The organism is Paenibacillus larvae subsp. larvae, assembly GCF_002003265.1.
GTDB lineage: Bacteria > Bacillota > Bacilli > Paenibacillales > NBRC-103111 > Paenibacillus_H > Paenibacillus_H larvae.
On record NZ_CP019687.1, the window covers coordinates 3,316,850 to 3,341,621 of the forward strand.

Sequence of the window (24,772 nt, forward strand, 5' to 3'; positions counted from 1 at the left end):
AAAGGGAAGCGGCAAGAGCAAACAACGGGAAGGATAATGCGAAATTCCCGCTCCCTGCCGGATTTCTCCCAAATGGCCTGAAGGGATAAACAGGCATTAGGGAATACTTCCAAATAATTATACTATCTGATGTGTAATCGGTTACACATAGTTTATTCCAATAAAAAAATTAATCTTTCCCTTAACAAATACAAAGGAGATGTTGAACATGACCCAACAACACAAAAGAATTCCCGTCATTCTGGACACTGATCCCGGCATTGATGATGCGGTAGCCATTGCAGTGGCTTTGTTTCATGAAAACATGGATATGAAGCTGCTGACTACTGTAGCCGGCAATGTATCTGTAGACAAAACGACGAACAATGCACTGAAACTGCTCAAATTTTTCGGTAAAGATGTTCCTGTGGCCAGAGGTGCGACGAAGCCATTGGTGAAGCATCTTGAAGATTCCAGTCATATTCACGGAAACTCCGGCATGGACGGATATGAATTTGAGGAAAGCAGCCAGAATCTGCTGCCTATGCATGCTATTGAAGCAATGAGAGATACCATCCTGAAAAGTCCTGAGCCCATTACTATCGTACCTATCGGACCTTTGACTAACGTGGCTCTTATGCTTACTGTGTTCCCTCAGTGCAAGGAAAACATTGAACGTATAGTCCTGATGGGTGGTTCCGCATCCAGAGGAGATCATACGCCGAACGCGGAATTCAATATTTTCGCCGACCCTGAGGCAGCCAAGATCGTGTTTGAGTCCGGACTTCCGATTGTCATGTGCGGGTTAGATGTAACTAGTCAAGCCACCTTGACCAAAGAGAATGTGGAAGAAATCAGGGAAATGAACAAAAACGGCGAGATGCTGTATTCTTTATTCCAGCATTACCGCGGAGGCAGTCTCAAAACCGGGTTGAAAATGCATGATATGTGTGCCATTGCCTATCTGATTAAGCCGGAGTTATTCCAGACGCAAGACAGCTTTGTCGACATAGAAACGCAAGGTGTTTATACTTCCGGCACAACAGTCGTTGATCTTCGCGGACGTTTGAATAAACCAAGTAACGCCACGGTTTGTCTGGAAATTGATGTTCCCTCTTTCCGTATTTGGGTTCTTGAGCAACTGAGAAAAGCTATTTAACTAACTAGAGAGGGTGCTCACGCATGATTGAAATCATCATCAGTTTAGTTGTCCTTGTACTCACGGGATACCTCATTGCCAAAAACTACGATGCCAAAGTAGTCCTTTTGGCTGCCGGCCTTGTCCTTCTTTTTTCCGCGGCGTTACTCGGACACCCGATCCTTTCGGATAAGCTGGCTACCGGTTCCGTTTGGCTGGATCCGTTTAAACAAATTGAAGAGATTTTCGTCAAACAGCTCGGGTCAGCCGGACTAACGATTATGGTACTGTTCGGGTTTTCCAGCTATATGTCCCATATCGGGGCAAATGATGTGGCGGTTCATCTTATGACCAAGCCGCTCAGACGCATTAAATCCAAGTACATTCTGGTACCGATTATTTTCCTGCTTGGGAACCTGCTGTCCCTGGTAGTTCCTAGCGCATCGAGCTTGGCGGTACTCCTGATGGCTACCTTATATCCGGTTCTTAAAAAGACAGGGATGTCCTCGCTGACCGCAGGGGCCGTCATTGCCACAACTGCTACCATTATGCCGACTCCCTTGGGGGCGGATAACGTTGTAGCTGCCCAAAAATTGGGGTATAACCTGGTTGATTACGTATTTTCCTATCATGCCAAGATTTCTATCCCTGTGCTGCTGATTATGGCGGTAACCCATTACTTTTGGCAAAAATATATGGACAAAAAACAAGGCGCGATTGAACCTGCCGAAATTAATGATGACAAATTAAATCTGAATGAGAACTTGCCTCCTGCTTATTATGGCATCTTCCCGATTCTGCCGCTTATTCTGGTACTGGTTTTTAATCTGGCCATAAAAGGTATCAACTTTGGATTGGTCGGCATTTCTCTACTGTGTATGACCATTACAGTTATAGTCGAGGTGATCCGCAGCCGTTCCTTCAAAGAAACGTCCAAGCAATTTGGCATTTTTTTCAAAGGAATGGGAACGGGATTCGCCCAGGTTGTATCCTTGATCGTAGCTGCCAGTTTGCTGGTTGAGGGCCTGAAATCCATCGGCATCATTGACATGCTGATCGATTCTGTAAAGCACGTGGAAAGCGCCGGTTCAATTCTCATGCTGATTTTCTCTGGTGTTGCTGCGCTAATCGGTTTCATCAGCGGAAGCGGTTTGGCCGTATTTTATTCGTTCATTAATATCATTCCGGAAATTACGGAGAAGATCGGGGTAAACAGTATTATGGTAGCATTACCGATGCAGCTTACGTCCAACCTGATTCGTTCGGTATCCCCGGTTGCGGCTGTGATTATCGTAGTGGCCTCTATTGTGAACGTTAACCCCATTCAGGTCGTGAAACGGACCTCCGTTCCGATTATTATCGGTATCATTGGCTGTATGCTTTTATCGTTCTTCATGTTCGCTTAATGGGTAAAAGTCCGGTAAGGAAGAAGGAGAGAAACTATGAATACTATATGTGTATTGGGAAGTCTAAATATAGATAACAGCTTCCTGCTTTCAAAATTGCCCAAGCTTGGCGAAACGGTACAAGGGATCGGCAAATTGACCAATGCCGGGGGCAAGGGGTGCAATCAGGCTGTTTCCGCATCAAGGCTTGGAGCAAGCGTTTCCTTTATTGGGAAAGTAGGAAAAGATAAGCACGGGGAACAATTGCTGGATATTCTTAAAGAGGAAGGAATAGACACCTCTTACGTAGGGCTGGATAAGGAGGCCCCAACAGGGGAAGCGTGCATCTTGATCCAGCAGGATGGAAACAATGCGATTATTGTAACGTCCGGAGCCAATATGGAACTTAATAGCAAAGACGTTCAAGCTGCCCGTTCCACCATAGAAAAAGCGGATTTCCTCATATCCCAGCTTGAGGTTCCGGTACCGGCTATCATAGAAGCTTTTACTTATGCGAAACAGCATAATGTGAAAACCGTACTGAATCCGGCCCCGGCGGGTGAGATTCCGGATGAACTGCTTAGGCTCACGGATGTCCTTATCCCTAATGAAACAGAAATGCAGGTAATCACCGGCAAGGATTCATTGAGCCGGGAAGATATGGGAATCGCGGCTAAAGCATTGCTTGAAAAAGGAGTCCATTACGTTCTGGTGACCTTAGGTGAACAGGGTTCCCTGCTCTGTCATTCGGGAGGAGAAGTTTTTGTCCTATCCTTTAAGGTAAACGCAGTGGATACAACTGCTGCAGGGGATTCTTTCATCGGGGCTTTCACCAGCAAGCTGGATATTTCCCGATGGGAGGATGTGCAGCATATCCGGGAAGCTGTGCGGTTTGCGAGTTATTTTTCCTCTCTGGTTGTTCAAAGAAAAGGGGCGTTCTCTTCCATTCCGTTTGCGGATGAAGTGAATTATCCCGTATCCTGAAAAGAAAGCCAGGCTGTAAAAAGGGATAAGATAAAGAAACTGGAAGAACAGATCCGAGAGCTCCAAAATGCAATTCAGGAACAAGTTCGCCAAGAGAAACAAAATGAAATGGAAGAAGCCAAAAAGGAAATGGCGGAAAAGGCTGAATAGAAACAGCGAAGCATAAAGACAAAGATGAAATCATGGTTTCCCTTCGGACCCGGCAGTTGATTTCAGCATCTGCCAACTATTCGGATAAGAAAACTATAAAAAAATCAAGAACCAAAGTGCTCGGCCTAAAACAGGAAGAATTTATCATCGCGGCCAAAGCACAAGGGATGAAGGACCGGCGGATTTTGTTCGTCCATCTCCTTCCTAACAGCTTATCCCCTATTATTGTTCAAGGACCCTGGGTTTTGCGACCGCTATCATAGAAGCTGCTTCCCTCGGGTTTTTGGGTCTTGGTACGCAGCCTCCTGAACCGGAGTGGGGGAAGATGATTTCGGATTCCAGACAGTTTTTTGAACAGGAACCGTGGACGGTGATTTTCCCGGGCCTTTCCATCATGCTTACCGTACTTGGTTTTAACCTCCTGGGTGACGGATTACGGGATGTGCTGGACCCAAGGATGAAGAATTAGCAGGAGAACGACTGCCATCGCAAAGCCGGCGGTCGTTTTTCCTGTTTGGGCACCTTGGACGGAACCATTTCCAATTGGACTGCATTAGCTTCGGGATACCTATTTTTGTTTGAGGTTCATCTGTGCTACAATTTGCAAAAAAGACTTGTATGTAAGACTTACTGACATCATTTTGTTTATGGTCCTATAAAGGAGGAATCATGATGGACTTACGCAAATTGCGGCTGGATGAGCCGATGATGAATACACTTAGCGAGGAGCGGGACGAATATGAAAGGGACTATGCACGGCTGATTCAATCCCCCGCTTTTCGCAGAATGCAGGGCAAATCCCAGGTGTTTGGTGCAGGCAGCGGGGATTATTACCGCACCAGACTGACTCACTCTTTGGAGGTTTCCCAGATTGCCAGGGAAATCGCAAGACGGTTGGATAAGCAGTATTCTCTCTCAATCCGCAGGGGGTACCCGGGTTTAATGCTGGACCCGGGTGTTGTGGAATGTGCGTCTCTGGCCCACGATCTCGGGCATCCCCCCTTTGGGCATAAAGGGGAAGAAGTTTTGAACGATTTGCTGACCCGGGAATACGGCTTATCTTATGAAGGGAATGCCCAGAATTTCCGTATCCTGATGTTCCTGGAAAAGAGAGCGGGGAGTGACAGCGGGCTGGATCTGACGGCAGCCGTGCTGCTGGCGATCAACAAATATCCCTACTGTTTGGATGAGCCGGGACGATTGAAGGGTGTTTACTCCATGGAATGGGAAGGGATAAAAGCCATAAGAGACCGATGGGAAATGCCGGTTGGGGCCTCCACTTTGGAAGCCCAGCTCATGGACCTCTGCGATGATATAGCCTACTCGACCCATGACATTGAGGACGGAATCCGTTCGGGGAAAATTCAGATGAATCAGTCTTTCATGGAGGATGACCGGCTGATAGAGCATCTGGTGCAGGAGATCGTGAATGATCAGGGAAATAGTGAGGTCGGCTGGGATCAGGTAGATATTAAAGAGATGGTTACCCGGGTGCTTCATTCCTACCTGGAGCAGTGGGAAGAGGTATATAGGGAATGCGGAAGGGATTCTTCACGGGCCCGCAGAGAGATGAAAGGCCGCTGGGTCAGTGCATATGCAGGGCGAATAGGGATTATTGAGGACCCGGTGAAAAGCTGGAAGAAGATTACCTTTGTAAAAGAAGGCCGGCAGGATCTGGAGCTTTTGCGGACATTGGAAATTTTGAAAAAACTCGCCTGGGTTACCCTGATCAAAGACTTTCGGGTCCAACGCCTTCAGAAACGCAGTGAAATTATGCTGCACCGGCTTTGGGACAGCTTCAAAATACCGGAACAAGGCAGTCTCATTATTCCGCCTGATTGGATGGAGAACTACGAGCTGCATAATGGGCATTGGCCATGGCCCCGTTTTGTTGCGGACTATATCTCCGGCATGACGGACGCCTATGCAGAAAAAGTATATACGGAGCTCTATGCCAGCAAATCCGGATCTATTTATGAAATGGACTAATCCAATCAGATTTGGTTTCATAATATAAGTGTTTAGAAAATAAGATAAAGATAATAAAAGAAAAGACGTGATAGGTATGCAAGCATTTGCTGCGTTAGGCATCGACCCGCCGCTTACAGAAACGCTACAAAAAAACGGGATCATAACACCAACTCCCATTCAGAAACAAGCCATTCCCCGTATACTGAAAGGAACTGACGTGATCGGCAAAGCCCAGACAGGAACGGGCAAGACGCTTGCTTTTATTCTTCCCCTTCTTCAAAAGATTAGGGCGGATGCACCTCACATTCAGGGACTTATCATAACCCCTACCAGAGAGCTGGCGCTGCAAATCACCGCTGAATTGAAGAAACTTACAGCTGCTATGGAACAGGTACGGGTGCTTGCCGTATATGGTGGACAAGATGTAGAGGGACAGATGAATAAACTGAGGAGAAATGTACAGATTGTTGTCGGTACACCCGGAAGGCTGTTGGACCATATCCGGCGGGAAACTATCGATTTGTCCCGGGCAACCGCCTTGGTACTTGATGAGGCAGACCAGATGCTGCATATTGGTTTCCTGGGGGAAGTGGAAGAGATACTGGCCGAACTTTCGGCAAATCGGCAGACCCTGCTTTTTTCAGCTACGATGCCGAAACAGGTGAGATCACTCGCGAAACGGTTCATGCATCAGCCGGAGACGGTTGAAATCCAAGCCAGGCAAATTACGGTGAAGGAAATCCGCCAGCTTGTGGTGGAGACGACCGACCGTGCCAAACAGCGGGTACTCTGTACATTGCTGGACGAGTATAGACCATTTTTGGCCATGGTATTTTGCCGGACGAAACGGAGAGCCGGCACCTTGAATCAAGCCCTTCAGGCGAAGGGGTATATATCCGATGAACTTCATGGAGATTTGTCCCAGGCTAAGCGGGAACAGGTGATGAAAAAATTCCGCGAGGCCAGGCTGCACATTCTTGTAGCTACGGATGTAGCGGCACGGGGGCTGGATGTGGAGGGTGTCACGCATGTATTTAACTATGATATCCCTCATGATGCGGAGAGTTATATTCACCGCATAGGCCGAACCGGCCGCGCGGGCGGGACAGGGTTGGCTGTTACGCTTGCAGCTCCCAAGGACCGGAAGTACCTGGAACAAATCGAGAAGGGCATTCATCTTACGCTGGAACGAAAGATCATGCCGGGACCGGCCTTTACCCAAGATAAGATACCGGTGAAAAGAGAAGAAGGGCTCCATAGGACGAGGTCCGGAAAAGTTGGCTCCCGGCCCGCAAAAAATCGTTCCAATCATGCCGGCCAAGGAAGGTCCCGGTCTAAGGCTCCAAATGGGAGGACCGAAAACAGGAAGCGGTTTGCGGGAAAACCATCGGCTAAACGGGGCAAAAGATAGTTTCTGACCGGCAGGAGGAAAGTTTTCCGGCTTAGTAGAGGTATCCCCTGTTTGCTTTTGCCAAGTTCCGGGTATGGAATTGTTAACAAAGTTAGAGTTTGGTTTCTCATGCTTATCTGTACTATAATAGTTGAATCCCTATTTAATGGGGAAGCCCAAATGGGAAGCGAATTGTTTGGAGATGGCTATCCCATACTACACGAAAAGACAAAATAGGTGCAGGAGATGCGTGTATGAAGAACATATTCAACATTTATTTTACGGATGTACGGAAGATAGTGAAGAATTGGGCAGCGGCCATTATTATCTTAGGCCTTATTATTCTGCCTTCTTTATATGCCTGGTTTAACATAGAGGCATCCTGGGACCCCTATGGAAATACCAAGGGATTATCCATAGCTATAGTCAATAAGGATAGGGGTACAACTATAAGAGACCATGATATTAAAATGGGAGATATGATTGTAGACAGTCTTAAACAAAATGAAGCGATCGGATGGAAGTTTGTCGATGAAGCAACGGCCCTGAACGGGGTTATGCACGGTAAGTATTATGCAAGCATTGTTATACCGGAGGATTTTTCTGAGAAGATTGCAACTATTATCTCGGATAATCCCCAAAAACCCGAGTTGGATTATAGTGTAAACGAAAAAATCAATGCTGTTGCTCCTAAAATCACCTCCAAGGGAGCATCCAGCATTATAGAGAAAGTGAGTTACAATTTTACCAAGACCGTGAACGAAAAAATTTTTAGTGTTTTGCATGACCTTGGTATTGAGCTGGAACAAAATTTACCGAGTATCGAAAGAGTAAAGGACCTTGTGTTCAGGCTGGAGAAAGAGTTTCCCCAGATCAATGAAGCGGTTAATCTGGCTTTGACTGACGCACAGAAAGCACAGGATATTGTCAGCAAGGCGCAGTCGGATTTACCTCTTGTGGTTGAACTGACCAAAAACGCCGGGGACCTGTCCAAAGGGCTTACTGATTTCCTGGATAAAAGCGGGCAGGCTCTGCAAACAGCAGCACCAAATATCAAAGGGGAACTTAATACGCTTAGGCAGATTGCTTCCTCGTCTGCGGAGATAACCGCTATCCTGCAAAATCCCGAGATCGACCCTGCAACAGCCAAGCAGGATCTCAATACCGTAAAGTCCCGCCTGGAAAGCGGAATTAAGATCATCGACGGTATTGTTAACTTTCTCGACCGCCTTAATTCGAAAGCTTCTCCCCAGCCTGCCATAAAGGATGTAATCGATAAGCTAAACAAGGTGAAGGCTATGTTCCAGAAGCAGATCGATTATATTCAGGCAGCGATAAATGCTATAGACAAAGGGGAAAAGCCGGCGGAGGACATCATCAACGGTGTCAATCAGATCTCCAAAGACAGTGTGGCTTTACTGGATGATATTCTGGGCAAGTACGATTCCACGATTGTACCGGCTATTTCCGCGGCAGTAGACCAGGCCAAAACAGCGGCAAAAGATGCATCGACTGTCCTGCAGGATGCCCAAAACAGCTTGCCGGATGTCTCCAAACTGCTAAGTGATGCTTCCAAGGGCATTACGGTCGGCAAGGAAGAGGTCACGAAAATTCAAAAAGAGCTTCCGGCCATAGAAAGCAAAATTAAACAGATAGCTGACCGCATCCGCCAGTTCGAATCCACTGAGGATATCCATCAGATTATTGATCTTTTAAAGCATGATGTAGAAAAAGAAAGTGATTTTCTGGCTAACCCGGTTGTACTGAAGGAAAATAGGCTGTACCCGATTCCAAATTACGGCTCAGGTATGTCCCCGTTCTTTTCTACCTTATCCTTATGGGTAGGAGCCCTGCTGCTTGTGTCCTTGCTAACGACAGAGGTACACCATCCGGAAAAAGCATATAAGAGCTATCAAGTCTACTTTGGGAGATTTCTGACCTTTTTAACGATTGCCCTGCTGCAGTCCGTGATCGTGACAATGGGTGATATATATCTTCTTGGAACGTATGTATCCAATCCTTTATGGTTTGTCCTCTTCGGGCTGATAAACAGCGCGGTATTCATGTTAATGGTTTACACGCTGGTATCGGTATTTGGCAATGTCGGAAAAGCTATGGCCATTATTATGCTGGTGCTTCAACTGGCCGGTTCGGGCGGGACATTCCCGATTCAGGTTACACCGCCATTTTTCCAGATGATCCATCCGTTTCTGCCGTTTACTTATGCCATCAGCATGATGCGGGAAGCAGTGGGCGGCATAATCTGGGACATTGTATTAAAGGACATAGCTGCCCTATGTATCTATGTGGTGATTACGCTGATGTTAGGGCTCCTGTTTAAAAAGCATATCAATAAACACTCGGCCAAAATGGTGAAGAAGGCAAAAGAAAGCGGATTGCTTCATTAGGGAAAAGATTTTGCTTCCGGTGCTGTTCACTCCAGGGAATCCTGAATAGGGATTTGTAAAGGGCATTCCCCGGAATGAAAGGCGCCCGCTAACGAACTCCAGCTAAAACCTTTTCCCTTAACAGTAAATTCAAGGAACTTTGTCGGAGTCTAAAAACGGAGTGCTTCTGTAGAAGTACTCCGTTTAAGTATGCAGACAAAGCAGATAGGGAAAAGATTTTGCTTCCAGCGCTGTTTCATTCCAGGGAATCTGAACTTAATCAGTGTTTTGTTGGGGAAAAGCAGAAAGCAGGTTCAGGACGAACTGTTCTAAATCTTTTTCAGAAAAGTCATTTTTTACTTGCGTGATTTTCCCATTTGATAATACCAGAATATGGTCGCCTATTTGCTGGGCAATCGGAATCATGTGGGTAGAGACGAGGACAATATGGTCCTTCCTGGCATAATCGATGAGCCTTTGTTTCATATCGTATATATTAATTGGGTCAAGCGAAACAAGGGGTTCATCCAGCAGCAGAACAGGGGGAGTAATTAAGAAAGCCATTGCCAAAGCTAACTGATGCTTCATCCCATGAGAGTATTGGAAAATAAAATCATTGCAGAAAGAGGCTATCCCCATCTGTTCAACAAAGTTGTCTAATTCCGCTTTTTTGAGCTTGTACCCGTTTATTTTGGCATGCATGTCTAAATGCTCATAACCTGTAAGGTATTCAAGAAAAATGGGGTGTTCCGGTACATAATAAAGTTGTGTTTTCTGGGAATGATCGTTACTGGTGGATATCTGTCCTTCCTCGTAGGGAACCGTCCCGGATAATATTTTCATTAAAGTGGTTTTCCCTGCCCCATTTCGGCCAAGGAGACAATAAACGTTCCCTGATTCCATGGATAGGGCGGCCTGATCTAAGATAACGCGATTGTATCTTTTGGTTAATCCTTTTATATTGAATATCATTTCGATTTCTCCCGAATAGTTTTATAGTATCTGATACATGGTTCCGGATAAAGCCGGAGTCATATAAGCTTCAACAATAGAGGCAATAAAATAAAGTACTATCATAAGCAGGACTAAAGCCACTTTTTCGTTAGCCGAATTCATATGGAATACATGATGACCAAATATTTTGTTAAGCGAAAGGCGAAGAGTAAAAGAGGAGAGTAAAAAGCATAAACAGATAGCTGGGATTTCCAGGATGCCATGAATAAGAATAATAGCAAAAGCGTAGGAAAACATCCCTGTTTCCGTATATACAAAATAAATGGCATAAGATGTAATATATATATTCAGGAGCAGGGCGTAAATGGCATATAACCCTAAAGTTAAATTTCCCAAGAGAATAAGAAAAAAAGCAGACAGAAGGTTATGAACAAATATACTCATAGGATGCAAAGATTCTGCTAAGAAATCTTCTTTTGTAATTATAGGATCAGTTGAAAGGCTTATAGAAAACGCGGTTAAAACCAAAAAGCCAACCCAAAGAAATACGATGGTGAGCAGCAATTTCTTGTTGTTCTTAATGATTAATCCTCCAAATTTCACGTTAATCAACTCCGTAATGGATAGGACCCCGTATTATTCGTATCACCCTGTAATAAACAAAAATGACAATATAGGGAACTGCCAACTTCGTAAGAAATAACAGGAATACGGGATTCATGATTTTCTCAAGAACATAGATGGGGGTTGTACATAAAAGCAGGAACCCATTGATTAAATAGGTGGATACCGTATAGAAAAATTTAGGTTCAATCATTCCATCAAATGTATAGAGAGTGGATATATAGCAGCTCATCGTGCAGGAAATGAAAACAAATCCGAGCAGGATCGATTCGGTCCAGCTCCAGAACCCAGTTAGAGACAATGAATAAGTACCGAGGACTCCAAGCGAAATTTGAACAAATATATATTGAATGAATATATAAAGAGCATAGGAGCAGGAGATTTGGGCTCTAGTCCATTGGTTTTGTTTTAACATAAAGATATAATCCGCCTTATTGAAAAAGACACACGCTGAAAGCAGAATAGATACCGGTACGGCTATTGTAAAAAGGGAGCTTGCATCTAATTGGTCTGTATATTGTTTGATAAAGAAGGTCATGAATACGGCGGCTATAATCTCATTATTCATCCACCCGTTTTTTCTGACAAAGTGTGTAATCAAGGCCCCATAGGGGTGAGATGGGAAAAATAATCTCCTGTTTGGAATATGTAATATTCTTTCCTTAAAGAAGGATTTGCTTACCCATTTCGTGCTTATAATTATGCTTAGGATGATTCCTGCAGCTACGATTAAATAGACATAAGAGAAGGATACTTCAGTAAGCCTGAATGGGATATAACTCAGTAACTGCTGAATATTGTTTATCCGGTCTTCAGGATTCAATTTTAGGATAAACTGATCGATCATTGTTTTAAAAAACCGGGACAAATAAGGAATGGAAATCAAAAAAATGAGATGACTTGTATAGGTAATAAATCGATTGGATTGACCGCGGGAATATATTTTCCGATAAAACCCGATAAATTTAAGGAAATCTGCTACAAATCCAATAACAAGTAAGGTTAATAATAACGTAAGCAGGACACTTATTCCCGAAAAACCGTACCAATAAAACTGGCAGAGCAGAAAGGGCAGAGATAATAAAAGAATAAAACTCCAGCTAACAGTAACCCCCAGGAAAGTATTTAATAAAAGTAATCTTTTCTTCACAGGAATAGGCTGGTTGGACTCATAAATATAAAGGGCAAAGTCCTGGTGGATGGGAAACCCTGTAATAAAGAAAGCACTTAGGATAAAGCCAAAAACTAATAGTAGTTCGGTGTTATCAGGTGAGAATGAAGTGTAGTGAAAAAAGATTTGAAATAAAATGGATAGGGCCATCCACAGTATGTAAGTTAAAGAAAGACCTGCAATTATCCAATGGGTAAGAGAGGCAGCGCTTTTACTTGCAATCTTTTTACCTATAAAGGCAGTTTGTTGCAAACGAAGAAAGACCTTGTTCAATATGATCTTCCAAGTATAAAAGAATATGGTATAAAGTTGGCACATTAAATTCGACATACGTGTTCTCCTATAGAAAATAAAAAAGCCCTTCTCATTTCTAATTTAATCCTTTACCACTTAGATAGAGTATCAAGATTATTTTCCAAAAGATTTTCTATTACCTCTTCACCCAAAACAGAAATAACGAAGCTGATAACAGTCCATCCAAAAGCTACCTTCATAGCTTTCCTGACATTTTTTGTTGTTCTCCATACTTCTCGAACACGCTTTAGTCCATTAAAGGCAGAAGCATAAGTCAGCCCAGGTACAATCCGCGAGATATTAAATGTGGAAGTAGTGAACATATAAATGGTCAGGAAGATGGCAGCGGCAGCTCCAATAAGTATGAACAAGACTTTGTTAGAAACTATTTTGTTACTAATGGCTGATGATAGCATGAGTTCAACCTCCTTGTATAATTTGTATTGAAATATAAAGGATATATAAGGAACTCGAAAAGAGAAGGGCTTTCTGTAAGGAAGCAGCTAAATGTTTGCGAATTTTAACATATAGCATTACAAAACAAACCAATAGAAATGGATTCAAAGCCAGTAACCATTTTTCGTAAGGAACATCAGAAGCAAGAACGATATGAGTTAAAATACTTAAGGAAAACAGAACACTGCATTTTAAGACTATTTGAAAGAACAAAGGAAACGTCGTTTGAATAGAGAAAAGAAACCTGGCAATTAAATATAAAACAAAAGCCACAAAGAAGATTTGGACAAATACAAACAGCAAGAAGAAAATCAGACATATTCCAAGTAAGGCTAACATGGGTATTTTCTTTTCTGAAAAAAGTTGTTGAATGTTTCCAAATTCGTCGTCACTCATATCTGAAACAATAGCCAAAAGTATTGTAGATGATAGAATCAGATAAGTAACACCAAAGAGGAAGTAATAATGCCACTTTTTTTCTTTGAAATGAAGGCCGCTTAACAATATCGTCACCCCCGGGGCTATGAATTTTTTGAATTAATAAGACAAATATCTCCGGTTCATTAAACCTAATAGTTCAATTATTTATAATATTTTATTTAATATAGTATAAAATACAAATTCTTGCAAGTGTTGAATAGAATCTTGTCGAGGGAAAATTGCAAATATTTACATATTAATATATGTAGTGAATGAACTGCCGAGAAGAACGAATACTAAAAAACCTGATGAACATTTAAGGAGGATCAGGTTCCTGTGTTGATGTATTCGCTTCTTACTTTTACCCTGCTAATCATCATATTGTACAGTCTGGCTTATTACGGCTTTATCCAAGTGACTCAGATGAAAAAAATGTCTGTGGACGAGTGCTTTGCTGAACTGGAGCATAAGATCGGCTATTCCCGGAGTAAACTTGATCATATGGATAAGGAACAAGTTGAGATTGTAAGCCAGGATGGATATAAATTAAGAGGGTGGCATCTAAAGCCGAACGAAAACAGCCGAAAAGTCATGATTATAGTTCATGGCTATACTGTCGCCCACCCTGTTTCTCTGCCTTTTTCCGATATGTTTATTGAACAAGGGTTCAATATTTTAGTAGTAGATCAGCGGGCTCACGGATGGAGTGAAGGCAAATATACCACTTATGGTTATTTGGAAAAATACGATCTTGATGAGTGGGTGAATTGGGTAAGGAAACGTTATGATCAAAATTGTGTGATTGGCCTTCATGGGCAATCGCTCGGCGGCGCGACGGTTCTGGAATATGCCGCCATTAACGAGCATGTTTCATTTATTATCGCGGATTGCCCTTATTCGGACCTCAGCGCCCTAATCAAATACCAGATAAAAATAAAGCGAGCTCCTGCCTTTCCCTTCTATCAGTTGGTGGATCGTTTGGTATATAAAAAAGCGGGATTTCGTTTGGCTGATGTTAAGCCAATTGAAACCATGAAGCAGGCAGAAATTCCTGTGATGTTTATCCACGGATCATTGGATAATTTCGTTCCGACTTATATGAGCGAAGAACTGTACGAGGCCAAAATAGGGAAAAAAAAGCTTCTTGTTGTGGAGGGAGCCAGTCATGGGAACTCTTATGCAGTGGATAAGGAAAAATATGAGGAGGAAGTCAGAATGTTTGTGGAAGATGCTTTGATTACATGATGGTGAACATTGAACTGATGAGAGTTAGTCTTAACCGATAATTTCTTTGACTTGTTTCCTGGGGAAACAAAAATGATTCACGTGGAACAAGCCCGGCATAAGCGTATTCCATGGGTTTTTACGTATCTCCTGCATCAAGCAAAAAGGAATGGTTAGCAGCAGGGCAAACAAAGGGAAAAGCAGGATGCCATCCTAATGAGATAAATATACAGACAAAGGTCATGCCTCCTCGGGTCTATCTTCAAAGTTGTTCTAATACCCGGAGCAGGTGTACGAGTCTGTTCCAGGCAAAAAGGATTATGTACAATGTGAGATTATAACCGAACTTTTGCCCGTTGAAAAGCTTATGGATATCAAACAGCCTGTTTTTCCGTTGGAAAAACAGGCTGTTCTTAAATTTCTACCGGAGGTTTCCGGGTACCGATTTGGATAAGCGGCCTGCTTTTACCAAATGGGCTTGGGCGGCTGCAGGACGAATAATGGTCATATGGATTCACCTCCTTGCCGGATTTGACCTAAAAATCAGCAGCCTGCCGAGGCTTTCCAGATTGCCTGCAGGGTTTTCTTGATTTGTCTTTTTTCATAAGAACAAGGCCGATTTCCGGTACGCATCCTGTAAAGAGGACAATGGTTTCCCTGGCAGGAAGGGCGGAAGAAACAAGCCTGGCAGTTTTCATCCTGATCTTCTCCGGAAGTAACCCAAAGGGCTATTTTGTCATAATCGATATCAGCCGTTCCATCCTTGTAAAGCCGGCCGATTTGATTATATTCCTCATCAAGGGCAACTGAACATTTGTACAATTTTCCGTCTGAGCCGACAATCATTGAATTCGGCTTGGCGGCGTAACAGACAGCAGCTGTCGGCATCAAAATGTCTGAAATGAACGAACTCAGGGCGAGTCCGGATGCAGTTGCTTTCTGATTGAACTCCCAAATTTTCTGATCTTTGGTCCGTTCGTCACAGACGGGAAGATTCAGATCATTTTCCCCGCCCATACATCCGACAGGGCGGAAGTAGACTGCGAAACGGTCGTCATCTGCAAAAAGTTCACTTAGAACAGGAATAAACTGCTCCACTGCTTCCAGATTGCTGTTGTCAAAATTCACCCGAAGATTGATTTCAAAAGGTGCAGCTACTTCTTTAAGAGAAAGTAAATTGCCGATAATCCGTTCATAAGTTGCTCGGCCCCCATTCAAGCCCCTCCGGTGGTTGTGGACATCTGCTGGTCCATCCAATGTAACCATAAACCGCTGCACTTTCCAGCTTAACAGCTTTTCAAACTGCTCTTTTGTGAGGAAATAACCATTAGTAGACATTTCAGCGTTATATGCTGCTCCATGTTTGCGGGCTGACTCTATAAAAGAGAGGGACAATTCTTCCAAGATATGAGGGACAAGGAGAGGTTCTCCCCCGTGCCAGCTGACAGTAAGTTCCCTGAGTGTCCGGGCTTTTTCATCCACGTATGTTTTTAATCCGGAGATGGCTTCCTTGGTCATCGAACCGCGTGGAAAACTTTCATAACAATACTCACAGCGGAAATTGCAGGCTTCTGTAACCAGGAGAATCAGATGCATCAGATCAGCACGGTGCATGGACTGGTGCAAAAAGAGAGCCCTCCGTTTCTCATCCACATGATTGGGAACCAAAAAACCTTGCCGGATCATATGGGTAAACAGCTCTTGGTGGATGGAAAGGTTCTGTTGTTGGGGGACGGGCTTCTTGAGCCATTGTCTGATTACATCGGCTTCTGTAGGGGGAAATGAAGCGATAGCCCCGGTATAACTGTTATAGAGGACTAGACTTCCATCCTCAACCAGGGTCTGGGCATTGAAGCGGGAAGCTTCCCAGGTGATTTCCTTGTTGGTTTTCATGAAACAATCGTATCCTTTCCGTGCCTGAATTTCTGTTTTATCATGCCTCTTTCACGTTCCATTGGCAGTGAAATCCGTCACGTATGATCGGGATAATGACCCGGGAATACGATGTGATGAAAATCATGTCCTTATGAGAAATAATTCACAAATAAGTCACAGTTTTCATGTTTTGCTTCTTGTTACTGATATCCGGCCATAATATAATAAGAATTGTAATATGTTGTGATATTAGTCACATATTAAATAGTGAAAGTATTCACATACAATTACTTATTTTTATCAACAAGATGGAATCGGGAGGGAACATACATGAAAGTAATTGTTGTAGGTTGTACACATGCAGGGACTGCAGCTATTGTCAATACCGCCAAGTTATATCCTGACGCTAAGATCACCGTTTTTGAACGAAACGATAATATCTCTTTTTTGTCTTGCGGAATCGCACTGTATGTAGGAGGAGTTGTGGAAGATCCCCAGGGATTGTTTTACTCATCCCCAGAAGAACTGGCTAAACTGGGAGTGACTACGAAAATGAGACATGATGTGCTGGCGATTCATACAGAGAGAAAAACAGTGAATGCCCGAAATCTGGAGACAGGAGATGAATTTGAAGAACCTTACGATAAACTGATTCTGACCACAGGTTCCTGGCCGATTTTGCCGAAGTTAGAAGGAAGCGATCTGGAAAACATCGTGCTGTCCAAAAACTTCAATCATTCCAATGCAATTATTGAGAAAGCAAAAGCAGCCAAAAATATTACCGTAGTGGGAGCCGGCTATATTGGCATTGAATTAGTGGAAGCTTTTGAAATGAACGGAAAACAGGTAACATTGATTGACAGCTGTGACCGTATTCTGGCCAAATATCTGGATCCGGAATTTACAGATGTTATCGAACAGGAATTGAGCCGCCATTCCGTCAAGCTGGCCCTTGGAGAGACGGTAACCCGTTTTGAGGGTACTGATGGTAAAGTATCCAAAGTCATTACTACAAAAGGGGAATATGAGACCGATTTGGTCATTCTGTGCATTGGATTCCGTCCGAATACCGGATTGGTGGCCGGCCAGGTAGACATGCTGAGTAACGGGGCTATCATAGTGGATGAATATATGCGCACAAGCAAACCTGATGTATTTGCCGCTGGAGACAGCTGTGCCATTTACTATAATCCTACCGGACAGCATGCATATATTCCACTCGCTACAAACGCTGTTCGAATGGGGACCCTTGTTGCACGAAATCTTGTGAATCCAGTCACGAAGTATATGGGGACTCAAGGTACATCCGGTTTGAAAATTTACGAGTATAACCTGGCTTCAACGGGACTTACGGAACGGGCTGCTGCAGAACAGGGCCTGCCTATAAGATCAGTCCTGATAACGGACAATTACCGGCCGGAGTTTATGCCTACTTATGAACCTATTACCCTAAAAGTTGTTTATACGGCAGATACCAGAAGGATTGTCGGAGCACAGATAATGTCCAAAGCTGATCTGACCCAATCTATTAATACCATTTCTGTATGTATTCAGAATGGGATGACTATTGATGATCTTGGCTTTGTAGATTTTTTCTTCCAGCCTCATTATAACAAACCTTGGAATTTTCTGAATTCTGCAGGTCTTGCTGCACAGTAAAGGGAAAAAAGAGGTCACTTCACATGAAAAAGGTATTGACTAATGGGCCCAGTTTTTTATAATAGGGTTCATAAAGATATACCTATCCAAACTCCAGTTCTTCACCCAGGAAGACGGAGTGGCGAAATTTTACGAAGAAATGTTCTTTGGTTTCAGTCGCCCCCTGCCGATTGTTGTCGGCAGGGGGCTTGTTTTATGGGGGGAAAGGAGTCGCAGAAGAGATGAATAAACTGAAATATGCCATACTCGTACTTCTCGGAGGATGCAGTTACGGAACTTTATCTACAATTATGAAAGTAGCTTTTCAAGATGGTTATACGACACAGCAGCTTATAGGCGGTCAATATTTGTTTGGCTGGCTGCTGCTTCTCTTGTTGACGCTTGTTTTCTCCAGAGTACGAATCAACGCGAAAATGGCTCTTAAGCTGGTTCTAGTAGGCTTGTCCATGAGTGTGACGTCGATCTTTTACAGTAAGTCGGTCACCGTGCTGCCGGCTTCTATCGCAGTTGTTGCTCTTTTTCAATTTACATGGATTGGGGTCCTTCTTGAGGCCGTAGCTGAGAGAAAATGGCCTTCGAGAGAAAAATGGCTCTCCATGGTGCTGCTTTTGACCGGAAGCTTTCTGGCCGGGGGAGTATTTAACAGTACCCTGGAGTCTCTCTCGGTAGCATGTATCCTATTTGGACTTGTGGCGGCTTGTTCATTTGCCTTTTACATTTTTGTCAGCGGGCGTGTAGGGACAAGTGTACCGGTACTCAACAAAAGCTTATTTATGGTAACGGGAGCCATTGTTTTAGTATTTGCCGTTTTCTCCCCCTCTATCTTATATGATGGTTCTATTCCAGGGGGACTTTGGAAATATGGACTTGTCTTGTCTCTACTCGGAATTATCGTGCCGGTAGTCTTTTTTGCAATAGGAGTACCTAAGGTGGGGCCCGGGCTTGGAACTATTCTCAGTGCTGCTGAACTGCCTGCCGCGGTGGTGGTTTCTGTATGGGTCCTTAGAGAAAACGTTACCTTCCTTCAATGGATAGGCATTATTATTATTTTCGCGGGCATCATCCTTCCACAGCTTATCCAGCCGGGAACGATCCGGGAAAAGAGCAGGGAAAAGGAATAAAAAAAATGCCCGGGGCAATATGTGCATTGTTCACCTTCGAGTAGACAGGGAGCTTCTAATATCAAGCACGTTGTAATCGGGCACTACCTCTTTCCGTATGAAAGGAGGTTAATTTAGTATATGGACGATCTTCCCTTCTAGTGTGATATGCTACCCTAAGGGTTGATCCGGATGGACGAAGGCGTAGCGAAAGGAATGTGATGTTTTTTATTGAGACAGGTGCTATATTACACGATACTTGTAGTTGATATTGGGATTTTTTTCACAAACCACTACAGATCGTGGGGTATAGATGCTATGTCATATCAAAAACCTCAAAAAATTGCGGAACTCACTGTAGAGACAGGGTACAAAAAAGCTACCAACCCATTCTCCACTATGATTGTGCTCGGATTCCTGGCTGGAGCTTTTATCGCGCTTGGTTACTTACTTTACATTAGAGTTATAGCAAGTGTACCGGCAGAATGGGGAAGTTTCTCATCTTTCCTGGGTGCTTCGGTTTTCCCGGTTGGCTTAATTCTTGTTCTTTTAGCTGGCGGGGAACTATTAACAGGAAATATGATGGCCGTTCCGCTTGCGAGGATAATGGGAAGAATCAGCACTTGGGAAACGGTTCGAAACCTGCTTGTCATAACGGTAAGCAATTTTTTGGGAGCCATCTTTGTTGCCTATTTTTTTGGACATATTGTAGGATTGACGGAAGCCGGCCCGTACTTAGCCAAGACGGTGGATGTGGCTGCACATAAACTGGACGATTCCTTTCTTCAGGCTTTTGTATCAGGGATCGGATGTAACTGGCTTGTGGCTTTGGCTGTATGGCTTTCTTACGGTGCGGACAGTTTTGGGGTAAAATTCTCGGTATCTGGTTCCCGACCATGGCTTTTGTTGCCATCGGCTTTCAGCACGTAGTGGCCAATATGTTCGTCATTCCGGCTGCTATTTTTGCCGGCCATTTCTCCTGGGGGGAGTATCTGGCGAACTTTATTCCGGTCTTTCTTGGTAATTTTGTCGGGGGCTGTATCTTCGTGGCTCTATCCTATCGGATCGCTTATCTGCGTAAAGTAGAGATTAAGTGAATAACTCGGACATACTTTGTCTACACGCTCAAGCCCCGGCACTAGCCGGGGCTTATTCTGAGCTGAGGAGATTTGGTCACAGGATGATTTGGGCAAGAACAAAGCCGATGGCTACAGCACTGATGGTAGCAATGAGTCCAGGCAGCATAAAGCTGTGGTTCAGGACATATTTCCCGATTCGGGTTGTACCGGTGCGGTCAAAATTAATAGCCGCTACCAAAGTCGGGTAATTCGGAATAAAAAAGTATCCGTTCACAGCCGGAAACATGGCAATTAGGGCGGGAGCGGGAAGCCCGAGAGAGATTCCGAGAGGCACAAGAGCCCTTACAGTAGCCGCCTGGCTGTACAGTAGCATAGACAGAAGGAAAAGAGCGGTGGCAAACAGCCAAGGTGCGGCAGTCACCATTCCCTGAATGGAACCGCTGATCAGTTCCATATTGCCTGAGAAGAAAGTATCTCCCATCCAGGCGATCCCGAAAATGCTGATCACAGCCTGAGTCCCTGCCATAAATACATTGCCTTTAGCAATCTTGTCCGGTTTGACCCTACAGATTAATACGATGAGGGCAGCGGCTGCGAGCATTACGATTTCGATGGAAGACGCCATATCTAGCTGTTTCCAGCCGTTTTCAGTGAACCACCCGGGACGCATGGAAGGAAATGAGCCTAATAGAACAACGAATAGAACTCCTGCCAAAAAGAGAAGAACAGATAGTTTTGCCCCTTTTGGCAGCTCGTCCTGATCCATTATTTGAAGATCCAGATTATCCCCATCCTGAAGCCGCTTCTGATATTCAGGATCATCCTTTAGTTCCTTTCCTACTTTTGTCATTACAAAAGCAGCAATCATACACCCTATGAAAGTGGCGGGAACGGAGATCATCAGAATTTGGGACAAGCTGATAGAGGCTCCGGAAAGAAGGGACAACAGGGCTACAGTGGCCGCAGATATGGGGCTTGCAGTTATCGCCTGCTGAGAAGCGATGACGGCAATGGACATAGGCCGCTCGGGCCGGACTCCGGACTGTCTTGATACTTCGGCGATAATAGGCATGATTGAATAAGATATATGCCCCGTACCTGCACAAAAAGTAAACAGATACGTTACAATGGGGCCCATAAAGGTAATCCGGTGAGGATGCCTGCGCAAAGCTTTTTCTGCCAAACGAACAAGATAATCCATTCCCCCTGCCGCTTGCAGGGTTCCTGCTGCGGTGGTTACAGCGGCGATCATAAGCATGACGTCGATAGGGGGAGAAGTAGGTTCAAGATGGAATATAAAGGTGAGGACTCCTAGACCCAGTCCTCCCAATATACCAAGCCCGATTCCTCCGATTCGTGCTCCTGCGAAGATGGCTGCGAGTACAACGAGCAATTGAAGCCAAAACATATAAACAATCACATCTCTTTCTAAGCTGTCATATTTCTCTCCTCTTCAATTTACCCATTTTAATGATTGAGCCGTACAAATGCAAAAAGAACATCATGAATAAACTCGAAACGTTTCAAAGCTTCTTGTTAATAATGGTATGACGTGAAACGTTTTGTTTTATGTTCGCGATTAATTTTATAGCCCTAGATTTCCATCTGAACCCCAAATATGAAGCGGGGTCTCTTGCCGCTCATTTGCTGTTTCAATTATTCGACGTGGACAATAGGAGTCCTCCTTTATGGATGATATCCTCATTATACCCTACTCTTCCGGCTATAAGAAAACAGGCCTCCGGTATTTCCGGAAACCTGGTCGATCGTTCAGTTTATGTCAGCCACGGTCAAACTTGCGATAAGCAGCATGACAGGTAGGCCCTACGAATTCATTGAGTTTGAAAGACTCGCGGATAGCTTCCGTAATGAAAGCCTTGGCAATATGCACAGCCTCTTTTACACTTTTGCCCTTAGCGAGCTCGGCGGTAATAGCCGCAGAGTAAGTACAGCCTGCTCCGTGGGTATAGGTAGTATTGATGCGGTCGGATTCCAGGAGTTCATACGTCTCTCCGTCATACAGAACATCAACGGCCTTTTCATGTTCCAATTTACCGCCGCCTTTGACCAGCACATATTTGGCACCCAGCTTTTGAATGGCCCGGGCGGCTTCCTTCATAGCTTCTACAGTCGTTATCGGGCCTTGGCCGCTCAATTGGGAAGCCTCAAACAGATTAGGTGTCACAATGGCAGCTCTTGGTACCAATTCTTCTCGCAGGCTTACTGCTGTTTCCGGATGAAGTACCTCATTAACGCCTTTGCAGACCATAACCGGATCAATTACTACATTGGACAGCTTGTACTCATCGATCGTTTTCGCAACTAGCTCGATGATCTCAACCGAACCAAGCATACCGGTTTTCATGGCATGAATGCCAACGGAAATGATAGTATCCAACTGGGCTTGTACGGTCGATACTTCTTGTGGAAAAACATGGTGTGCCCAGTTATCTTTAGGGTCCATGGATACAATAGTTGTTATCGCAGTCATTCCGTAAACGTTGCGTTCCTGGAATGTTTTCAGATCAGCTTGAATGCCGGCACCGCCGCTGCTGTCCGATCCCGCCACGGTTAATGCCCTATACATAGTTGTCATGGTCATCCCCCTCTAGTGCAAATAAGTTTTTCTTCTGATTATAGCCTTCTTCTATGGTAGAATAAAGTCTTAATTATCAGCTTCCCTTACTCCGGAGCTGATGCAGCCGCGATGACTAATAAACAGAAGTCAAGAGAAAAGGCAAAAAAAGTTGAGTAAGCGGAAGGTAGTGTTATATATTAAGAAGATAAAGAATTTTCGGAGAGAAAGGCTGGGATACAGTGGAGAATAACAACGCTTCGTCAAATTTTATAAAAAATATTGTGATAGAAGATTTGAAATCAGGCAAGGTCAAGGAAGTGGTTACCCGTTTTCCGCCTGAGCCTAACGGATATCTGCATATTGGACACGCCAAAGCCATCTGTCTGAACTTTGAACTGGCCGATGAATTTAAGGGAAGAACCAATCTTCGTTTTGATGATACCAATCCTTTAAAAGAAGATGCGGAATACGTAAAAGCAATCAAGGAAGACGTGAAATGGCTTGGATTTGATTGGGACGGACTTTACTTTGCCTCCGACTACTTTGAGGAGATGTACAACCGCGCCGTTAAGCTAATCCGGAAAGGAAAAGCCTATGTTGATGATCAAAGTGCCGAACAAATCCGCGAGACGCGTGGAACATTAACCGAACCCGGAAAGGAAAGCCCGTACCGGAACCGGCCTGTGGAGGAAAACCTGGATCTGTTCGAACGGATGCGCAAGGGTGAATTCCAGAACGGGGAGAAAGTGCTCCGGGCCAAGATCGATATGGCTTCTCCCAATGTAAACCTGCGTGACCCGGTTATTTATCGTGTGTCTCATGCTACCCACCACAATACCGGAGACAAGTGGTGCATCTATCCTATGTATGCTTTCGCCCACCCTCTGGAAGATGCTATCGAAGGCGTAACACATTCTATCTGCACATTGGAATTTGAAGATCAGCGTCCGTTGTATGACTGGGTAATCCGGGAGTGCGAAATGGAGCATACTCCGCATCAGTACGAATTTGCCCGCCTAAATCTGACCAACAGCATTATGAGCAAGCGCTATCTGAAGCAGCTCGTGGAAGCCGGCATCGTAGACGGGTGGGATGACCCGCGGATGCCGACGATTTCCGGCCTACGCCGGAGAGGGTATACACCGGAGTCAATCCGCAATCTCTGTAGGGAAACCGGTGTAAGCAAGAGCAACAGTGTTGTGGATTCGAAAATGCTGGAGCATTTTATCCGTGAAGATCTTAAGCTCAAAGCTCCGCGGACTATGGGGGTACTCAAGCCGCTGAAAGTAGTGATCACCAATTACCCGGAAGGGCACGTGGAGATGCTGGATGCAGAGATCAATCCTGAGAATCCGGACATGGGCATCAGACAAATTCCATTCTCCCGGGAAATTTACATTGAACAGGACGATTTCATGGAGAATCCTCCGAAAAAGTATTTCCGTCTGTTCCCGGGTAACGAAGTACGTCTGAAGCACGCTTACTTCATTAAGTGCAATGATGTGATTAAGAATGAGGCAGGGGAAATCGTGGAAATTCACTGTACCTACGATCCGGAGACCAAAAGCGGTACAGGTTTCACCGGAAGGAAAGTGAAGGGAACCCTTCATTGGGTAGACGCTTCACAGGCTGTTCCCGCCGAGTTCCGCTTGTACGAACCGCTTGTGCTGGATGAAGATGAGCCGACAGGAAAACCGTTCATGGAACGGATCAACCCAAATTCATTGGAAGTGGTGCACGGATTCGTAGAGCCGAACATGAAAGGGGCCAAGGTCCAGGACAAATTCCAATTCTTCCGCCACGGCTACTTCAATGTAGATCCTAAAGACAGCACGAATAACCAATTGGTCTTTAACCTGATCGTATCCCTAAAAAGCTCGTTTGATCCAAAGGCCAAAGTTTAAGAATAAAAGCAAATAAAGCACTTGGGATAACAACAGAAAAGCCCTTCTAT

At 44.4% G+C, this 24,772-nt stretch carries 19 protein-coding genes and 2 pseudogenes; 13 read left to right on the forward strand and 8 right to left on the reverse strand.

Features of this window, described 5'->3' with window-relative positions; all coding sequences use genetic code 11:
- Positions 1-208 precede the first annotated feature (208 nt).
- The 7 genes and pseudogenes from rihC (at position 209) to BXP28_RS17285 (ending at position 9,405) form a co-directional block, all read left to right on the forward strand.
- A complete protein-coding gene (rihC, locus tag BXP28_RS17255; RefSeq protein WP_036655611.1) occupies positions 209-1,138 on the forward strand; it encodes a ribonucleoside hydrolase RihC in 930 nt (309 codons plus the stop codon).
- 23 nt (positions 1,139-1,161) lie between these two features.
- The gene (dcuC, locus tag BXP28_RS17260) at positions 1,162-2,523 is read left to right on the forward strand and encodes a C4-dicarboxylate transporter DcuC (protein ID WP_023482331.1); all 1,362 of its coding nucleotides are present in this window, start codon (positions 1,162-1,164) and stop codon (positions 2,521-2,523) included.
- Between the two features lie 36 nt (positions 2,524-2,559).
- Complete coding sequence (rbsK, locus tag BXP28_RS17265; protein WP_023482330.1) at positions 2,560-3,486, forward strand: ribokinase; 927 nt, start codon at positions 2,560-2,562, stop codon at positions 3,484-3,486.
- A 257-nt stretch (positions 3,487-3,743) separates the two neighbouring features.
- Positions 3,744-4,105: pseudogene (locus BXP28_RS17270) on the forward strand (ABC transporter permease); the annotation flags it as partial.
- A gap of 203 nt (positions 4,106-4,308) precedes the next feature.
- Positions 4,309-5,625: a deoxyguanosinetriphosphate triphosphohydrolase family protein gene (locus BXP28_RS17275; protein ID WP_036655609.1), complete on the forward strand. Its 1,317-nt coding sequence runs from the start codon at positions 4,309-4,311 to the stop codon at positions 5,623-5,625.
- Between the two features lie 76 nt (positions 5,626-5,701).
- Entirely contained in the window at positions 5,702-7,018 is a 1,317-nt protein-coding gene (locus BXP28_RS17280; RefSeq protein WP_023482326.1) for a DEAD/DEAH box helicase, read from the forward strand.
- Between the two features lie 233 nt (positions 7,019-7,251).
- A complete protein-coding gene (locus tag BXP28_RS17285; RefSeq protein WP_023482325.1) occupies positions 7,252-9,405 on the forward strand; it encodes a YhgE/Pip domain-containing protein in 2,154 nt (717 codons plus the stop codon).
- A gap of 255 nt (positions 9,406-9,660) precedes the next feature.
- Here the strand turns inward: BXP28_RS17285 and BXP28_RS17290 are convergent, their stop codons facing one another.
- The 5 genes from BXP28_RS17290 to BXP28_RS17310 are packed head-to-tail and all read right to left on the reverse strand — an operon-like array spanning position 9,661 to position 13,387.
- Positions 9,661-10,356 carry an ABC transporter ATP-binding protein gene (locus BXP28_RS17290; protein ID WP_023482324.1) on the reverse strand — a complete coding sequence of 232 codons (696 nt, stop codon included), beginning with the start codon at positions 10,354-10,356 and terminating at the stop codon, positions 9,661-9,663.
- A 21-nt stretch (positions 10,357-10,377) separates the two neighbouring features.
- Positions 10,378-10,941, reverse strand: coding sequence for a stage II sporulation protein M (locus tag BXP28_RS17295; RefSeq protein WP_023482323.1), 564 nt, complete (start codon positions 10,939-10,941; stop codon positions 10,378-10,380).
- A gap of 1 nt (position 10,942) precedes the next feature.
- On the reverse strand, positions 10,943-12,463 hold the full coding sequence (locus BXP28_RS17300; protein ID WP_036655607.1) for a hypothetical protein: 1,521 nt from the start codon (positions 12,461-12,463) through the stop codon (positions 10,943-10,945).
- A 53-nt stretch (positions 12,464-12,516) separates the two neighbouring features.
- Positions 12,517-12,843 carry a hypothetical protein gene (locus BXP28_RS17305; protein ID WP_046654997.1) on the reverse strand — a complete coding sequence of 109 codons (327 nt, stop codon included), beginning with the start codon at positions 12,841-12,843 and terminating at the stop codon, positions 12,517-12,519.
- Between the two features lie 4 nt (positions 12,844-12,847).
- Complete coding sequence (locus BXP28_RS17310) at positions 12,848-13,387, reverse strand: hypothetical protein (RefSeq protein ID WP_036655605.1); 540 nt, start codon at positions 13,385-13,387, stop codon at positions 12,848-12,850.
- Positions 13,388-13,645: 258 nt separating this feature from the next.
- On the opposite strand from BXP28_RS17310, the gene BXP28_RS17315 reads away from it, so the two are divergent.
- Entirely contained in the window at positions 13,646-14,548 is a 903-nt protein-coding gene (locus BXP28_RS17315) for an alpha/beta hydrolase (RefSeq protein ID WP_036657250.1), read from the forward strand.
- A 51-nt stretch (positions 14,549-14,599) separates the two neighbouring features.
- A complete protein-coding gene (locus tag BXP28_RS25265; RefSeq protein ID WP_367869683.1) occupies positions 14,600-14,704 on the forward strand; it encodes a hypothetical protein in 105 nt (34 codons plus the stop codon).
- 366 nt (positions 14,705-15,070) lie between these two features.
- Here BXP28_RS25265 and BXP28_RS17320 read toward each other — a convergent pair whose 3' ends face one another.
- Complete coding sequence (locus BXP28_RS17320; RefSeq protein ID WP_023482319.1) at positions 15,071-16,420, reverse strand: radical SAM/SPASM domain-containing protein; 1,350 nt, start codon at positions 16,418-16,420, stop codon at positions 15,071-15,073.
- Positions 16,421-16,732: 312 nt separating this feature from the next.
- On the opposite strand from BXP28_RS17320, the gene BXP28_RS17325 reads away from it, so the two are divergent.
- The 3 genes and pseudogenes from BXP28_RS17325 to BXP28_RS17335 all read left to right on the forward strand — a co-directional run bounded on the left by BXP28_RS17325 (position 16,733) and on the right by BXP28_RS17335 (position 20,258).
- The gene (locus BXP28_RS17325; protein WP_023482318.1) at positions 16,733-18,061 is read left to right on the forward strand and encodes an FAD-dependent oxidoreductase; all 1,329 of its coding nucleotides are present in this window, start codon (positions 16,733-16,735) and stop codon (positions 18,059-18,061) included.
- Positions 18,062-18,282: 221 nt separating this feature from the next.
- Positions 18,283-19,182 carry an EamA family transporter gene (locus BXP28_RS17330; protein WP_036655604.1) on the forward strand — a complete coding sequence of 300 codons (900 nt, stop codon included), beginning with the start codon at positions 18,283-18,285 and terminating at the stop codon, positions 19,180-19,182.
- A 378-nt stretch (positions 19,183-19,560) separates the two neighbouring features.
- Positions 19,561-20,258 (forward strand): annotated as a pseudogene (locus BXP28_RS17335) (formate/nitrite transporter family protein).
- Between the two features lie 76 nt (positions 20,259-20,334).
- On the opposite strand, the gene BXP28_RS17340 reads toward BXP28_RS17335, so the two are convergent.
- On the reverse strand, positions 20,335-21,648 hold the full coding sequence (locus BXP28_RS17340) for an anaerobic C4-dicarboxylate transporter family protein (RefSeq protein ID WP_036657248.1): 1,314 nt from the start codon (positions 21,646-21,648) through the stop codon (positions 20,335-20,337).
- A 372-nt stretch (positions 21,649-22,020) separates the two neighbouring features.
- Positions 22,021-22,827: a pyridoxine/pyridoxal/pyridoxamine kinase gene (pdxK, locus tag BXP28_RS17345; protein ID WP_036657247.1), complete on the reverse strand. Its 807-nt coding sequence runs from the start codon at positions 22,825-22,827 to the stop codon at positions 22,021-22,023.
- 230 nt (positions 22,828-23,057) lie between these two features.
- Here pdxK and BXP28_RS17350 point away from each other — a divergent pair, with 230 nt between their 5' ends.
- On the forward strand, positions 23,058-24,722 hold the full coding sequence (locus tag BXP28_RS17350; protein WP_023482314.1) for a glutamine--tRNA ligase/YqeY domain fusion protein: 1,665 nt from the start codon (positions 23,058-23,060) through the stop codon (positions 24,720-24,722).
- The last annotated feature ends 50 nt before the right edge of the window (positions 24,723-24,772 follow it).

What these genes read in the sequence shown, in the direction of transcription:
- BXP28_RS17285 (WP_023482325.1), top strand. Translation starts at nt 7,252, where the DNA reads ATGAAGAACATATTCAACATTTATTTTACGGATGTACGGAAGATAGTG.
- BXP28_RS17305 (WP_046654997.1), bottom strand. Translation starts at nt 12,843, where the DNA reads ATGCTATCATCAGCCATTAGTAACAAAATAGTTTCTAACAAAGTCTTG.
- dcuC (WP_023482331.1), top strand. Translation starts at nt 1,162, where the DNA reads ATGATTGAAATCATCATCAGTTTAGTTGTCCTTGTACTCACGGGATAC.
- rbsK (WP_023482330.1), top strand. Translation starts at nt 2,560, where the DNA reads ATGAATACTATATGTGTATTGGGAAGTCTAAATATAGATAACAGCTTC.
- BXP28_RS17320 (WP_023482319.1), bottom strand. Translation starts at nt 16,420, where the DNA reads ATGAAAACCAACAAGGAAATCACCTGGGAAGCTTCCCGCTTCAATGCC.
- rihC (WP_036655611.1), top strand. Translation starts at nt 209, where the DNA reads ATGACCCAACAACACAAAAGAATTCCCGTCATTCTGGACACTGATCCC.
- BXP28_RS17300 (WP_036655607.1), bottom strand. Translation starts at nt 12,463, where the DNA reads ATGTCGAATTTAATGTGCCAACTTTATACCATATTCTTTTATACTTGG.
- BXP28_RS17340 (WP_036657248.1), bottom strand. Translation starts at nt 21,648, where the DNA reads ATGTTTTGGCTTCAATTGCTCGTTGTACTCGCAGCCATCTTCGCAGGA.
- BXP28_RS17280 (WP_023482326.1), top strand. Translation starts at nt 5,702, where the DNA reads ATGCAAGCATTTGCTGCGTTAGGCATCGACCCGCCGCTTACAGAAACG.
- BXP28_RS17315 (WP_036657250.1), top strand. Translation starts at nt 13,646, where the DNA reads ATGTATTCGCTTCTTACTTTTACCCTGCTAATCATCATATTGTACAGT.
- BXP28_RS17330 (WP_036655604.1), top strand. Translation starts at nt 18,283, where the DNA reads ATGAATAAACTGAAATATGCCATACTCGTACTTCTCGGAGGATGCAGT.
- pdxK (WP_036657247.1), bottom strand. Translation starts at nt 22,827, where the DNA reads ATGTATAGGGCATTAACCGTGGCGGGATCGGACAGCAGCGGCGGTGCC.
- BXP28_RS17325 (WP_023482318.1), top strand. Translation starts at nt 16,733, where the DNA reads ATGAAAGTAATTGTTGTAGGTTGTACACATGCAGGGACTGCAGCTATT.
- BXP28_RS17275 (WP_036655609.1), top strand. Translation starts at nt 4,309, where the DNA reads ATGGACTTACGCAAATTGCGGCTGGATGAGCCGATGATGAATACACTT.
- BXP28_RS17290 (WP_023482324.1), bottom strand. Translation starts at nt 10,356, where the DNA reads ATGATATTCAATATAAAAGGATTAACCAAAAGATACAATCGCGTTATC.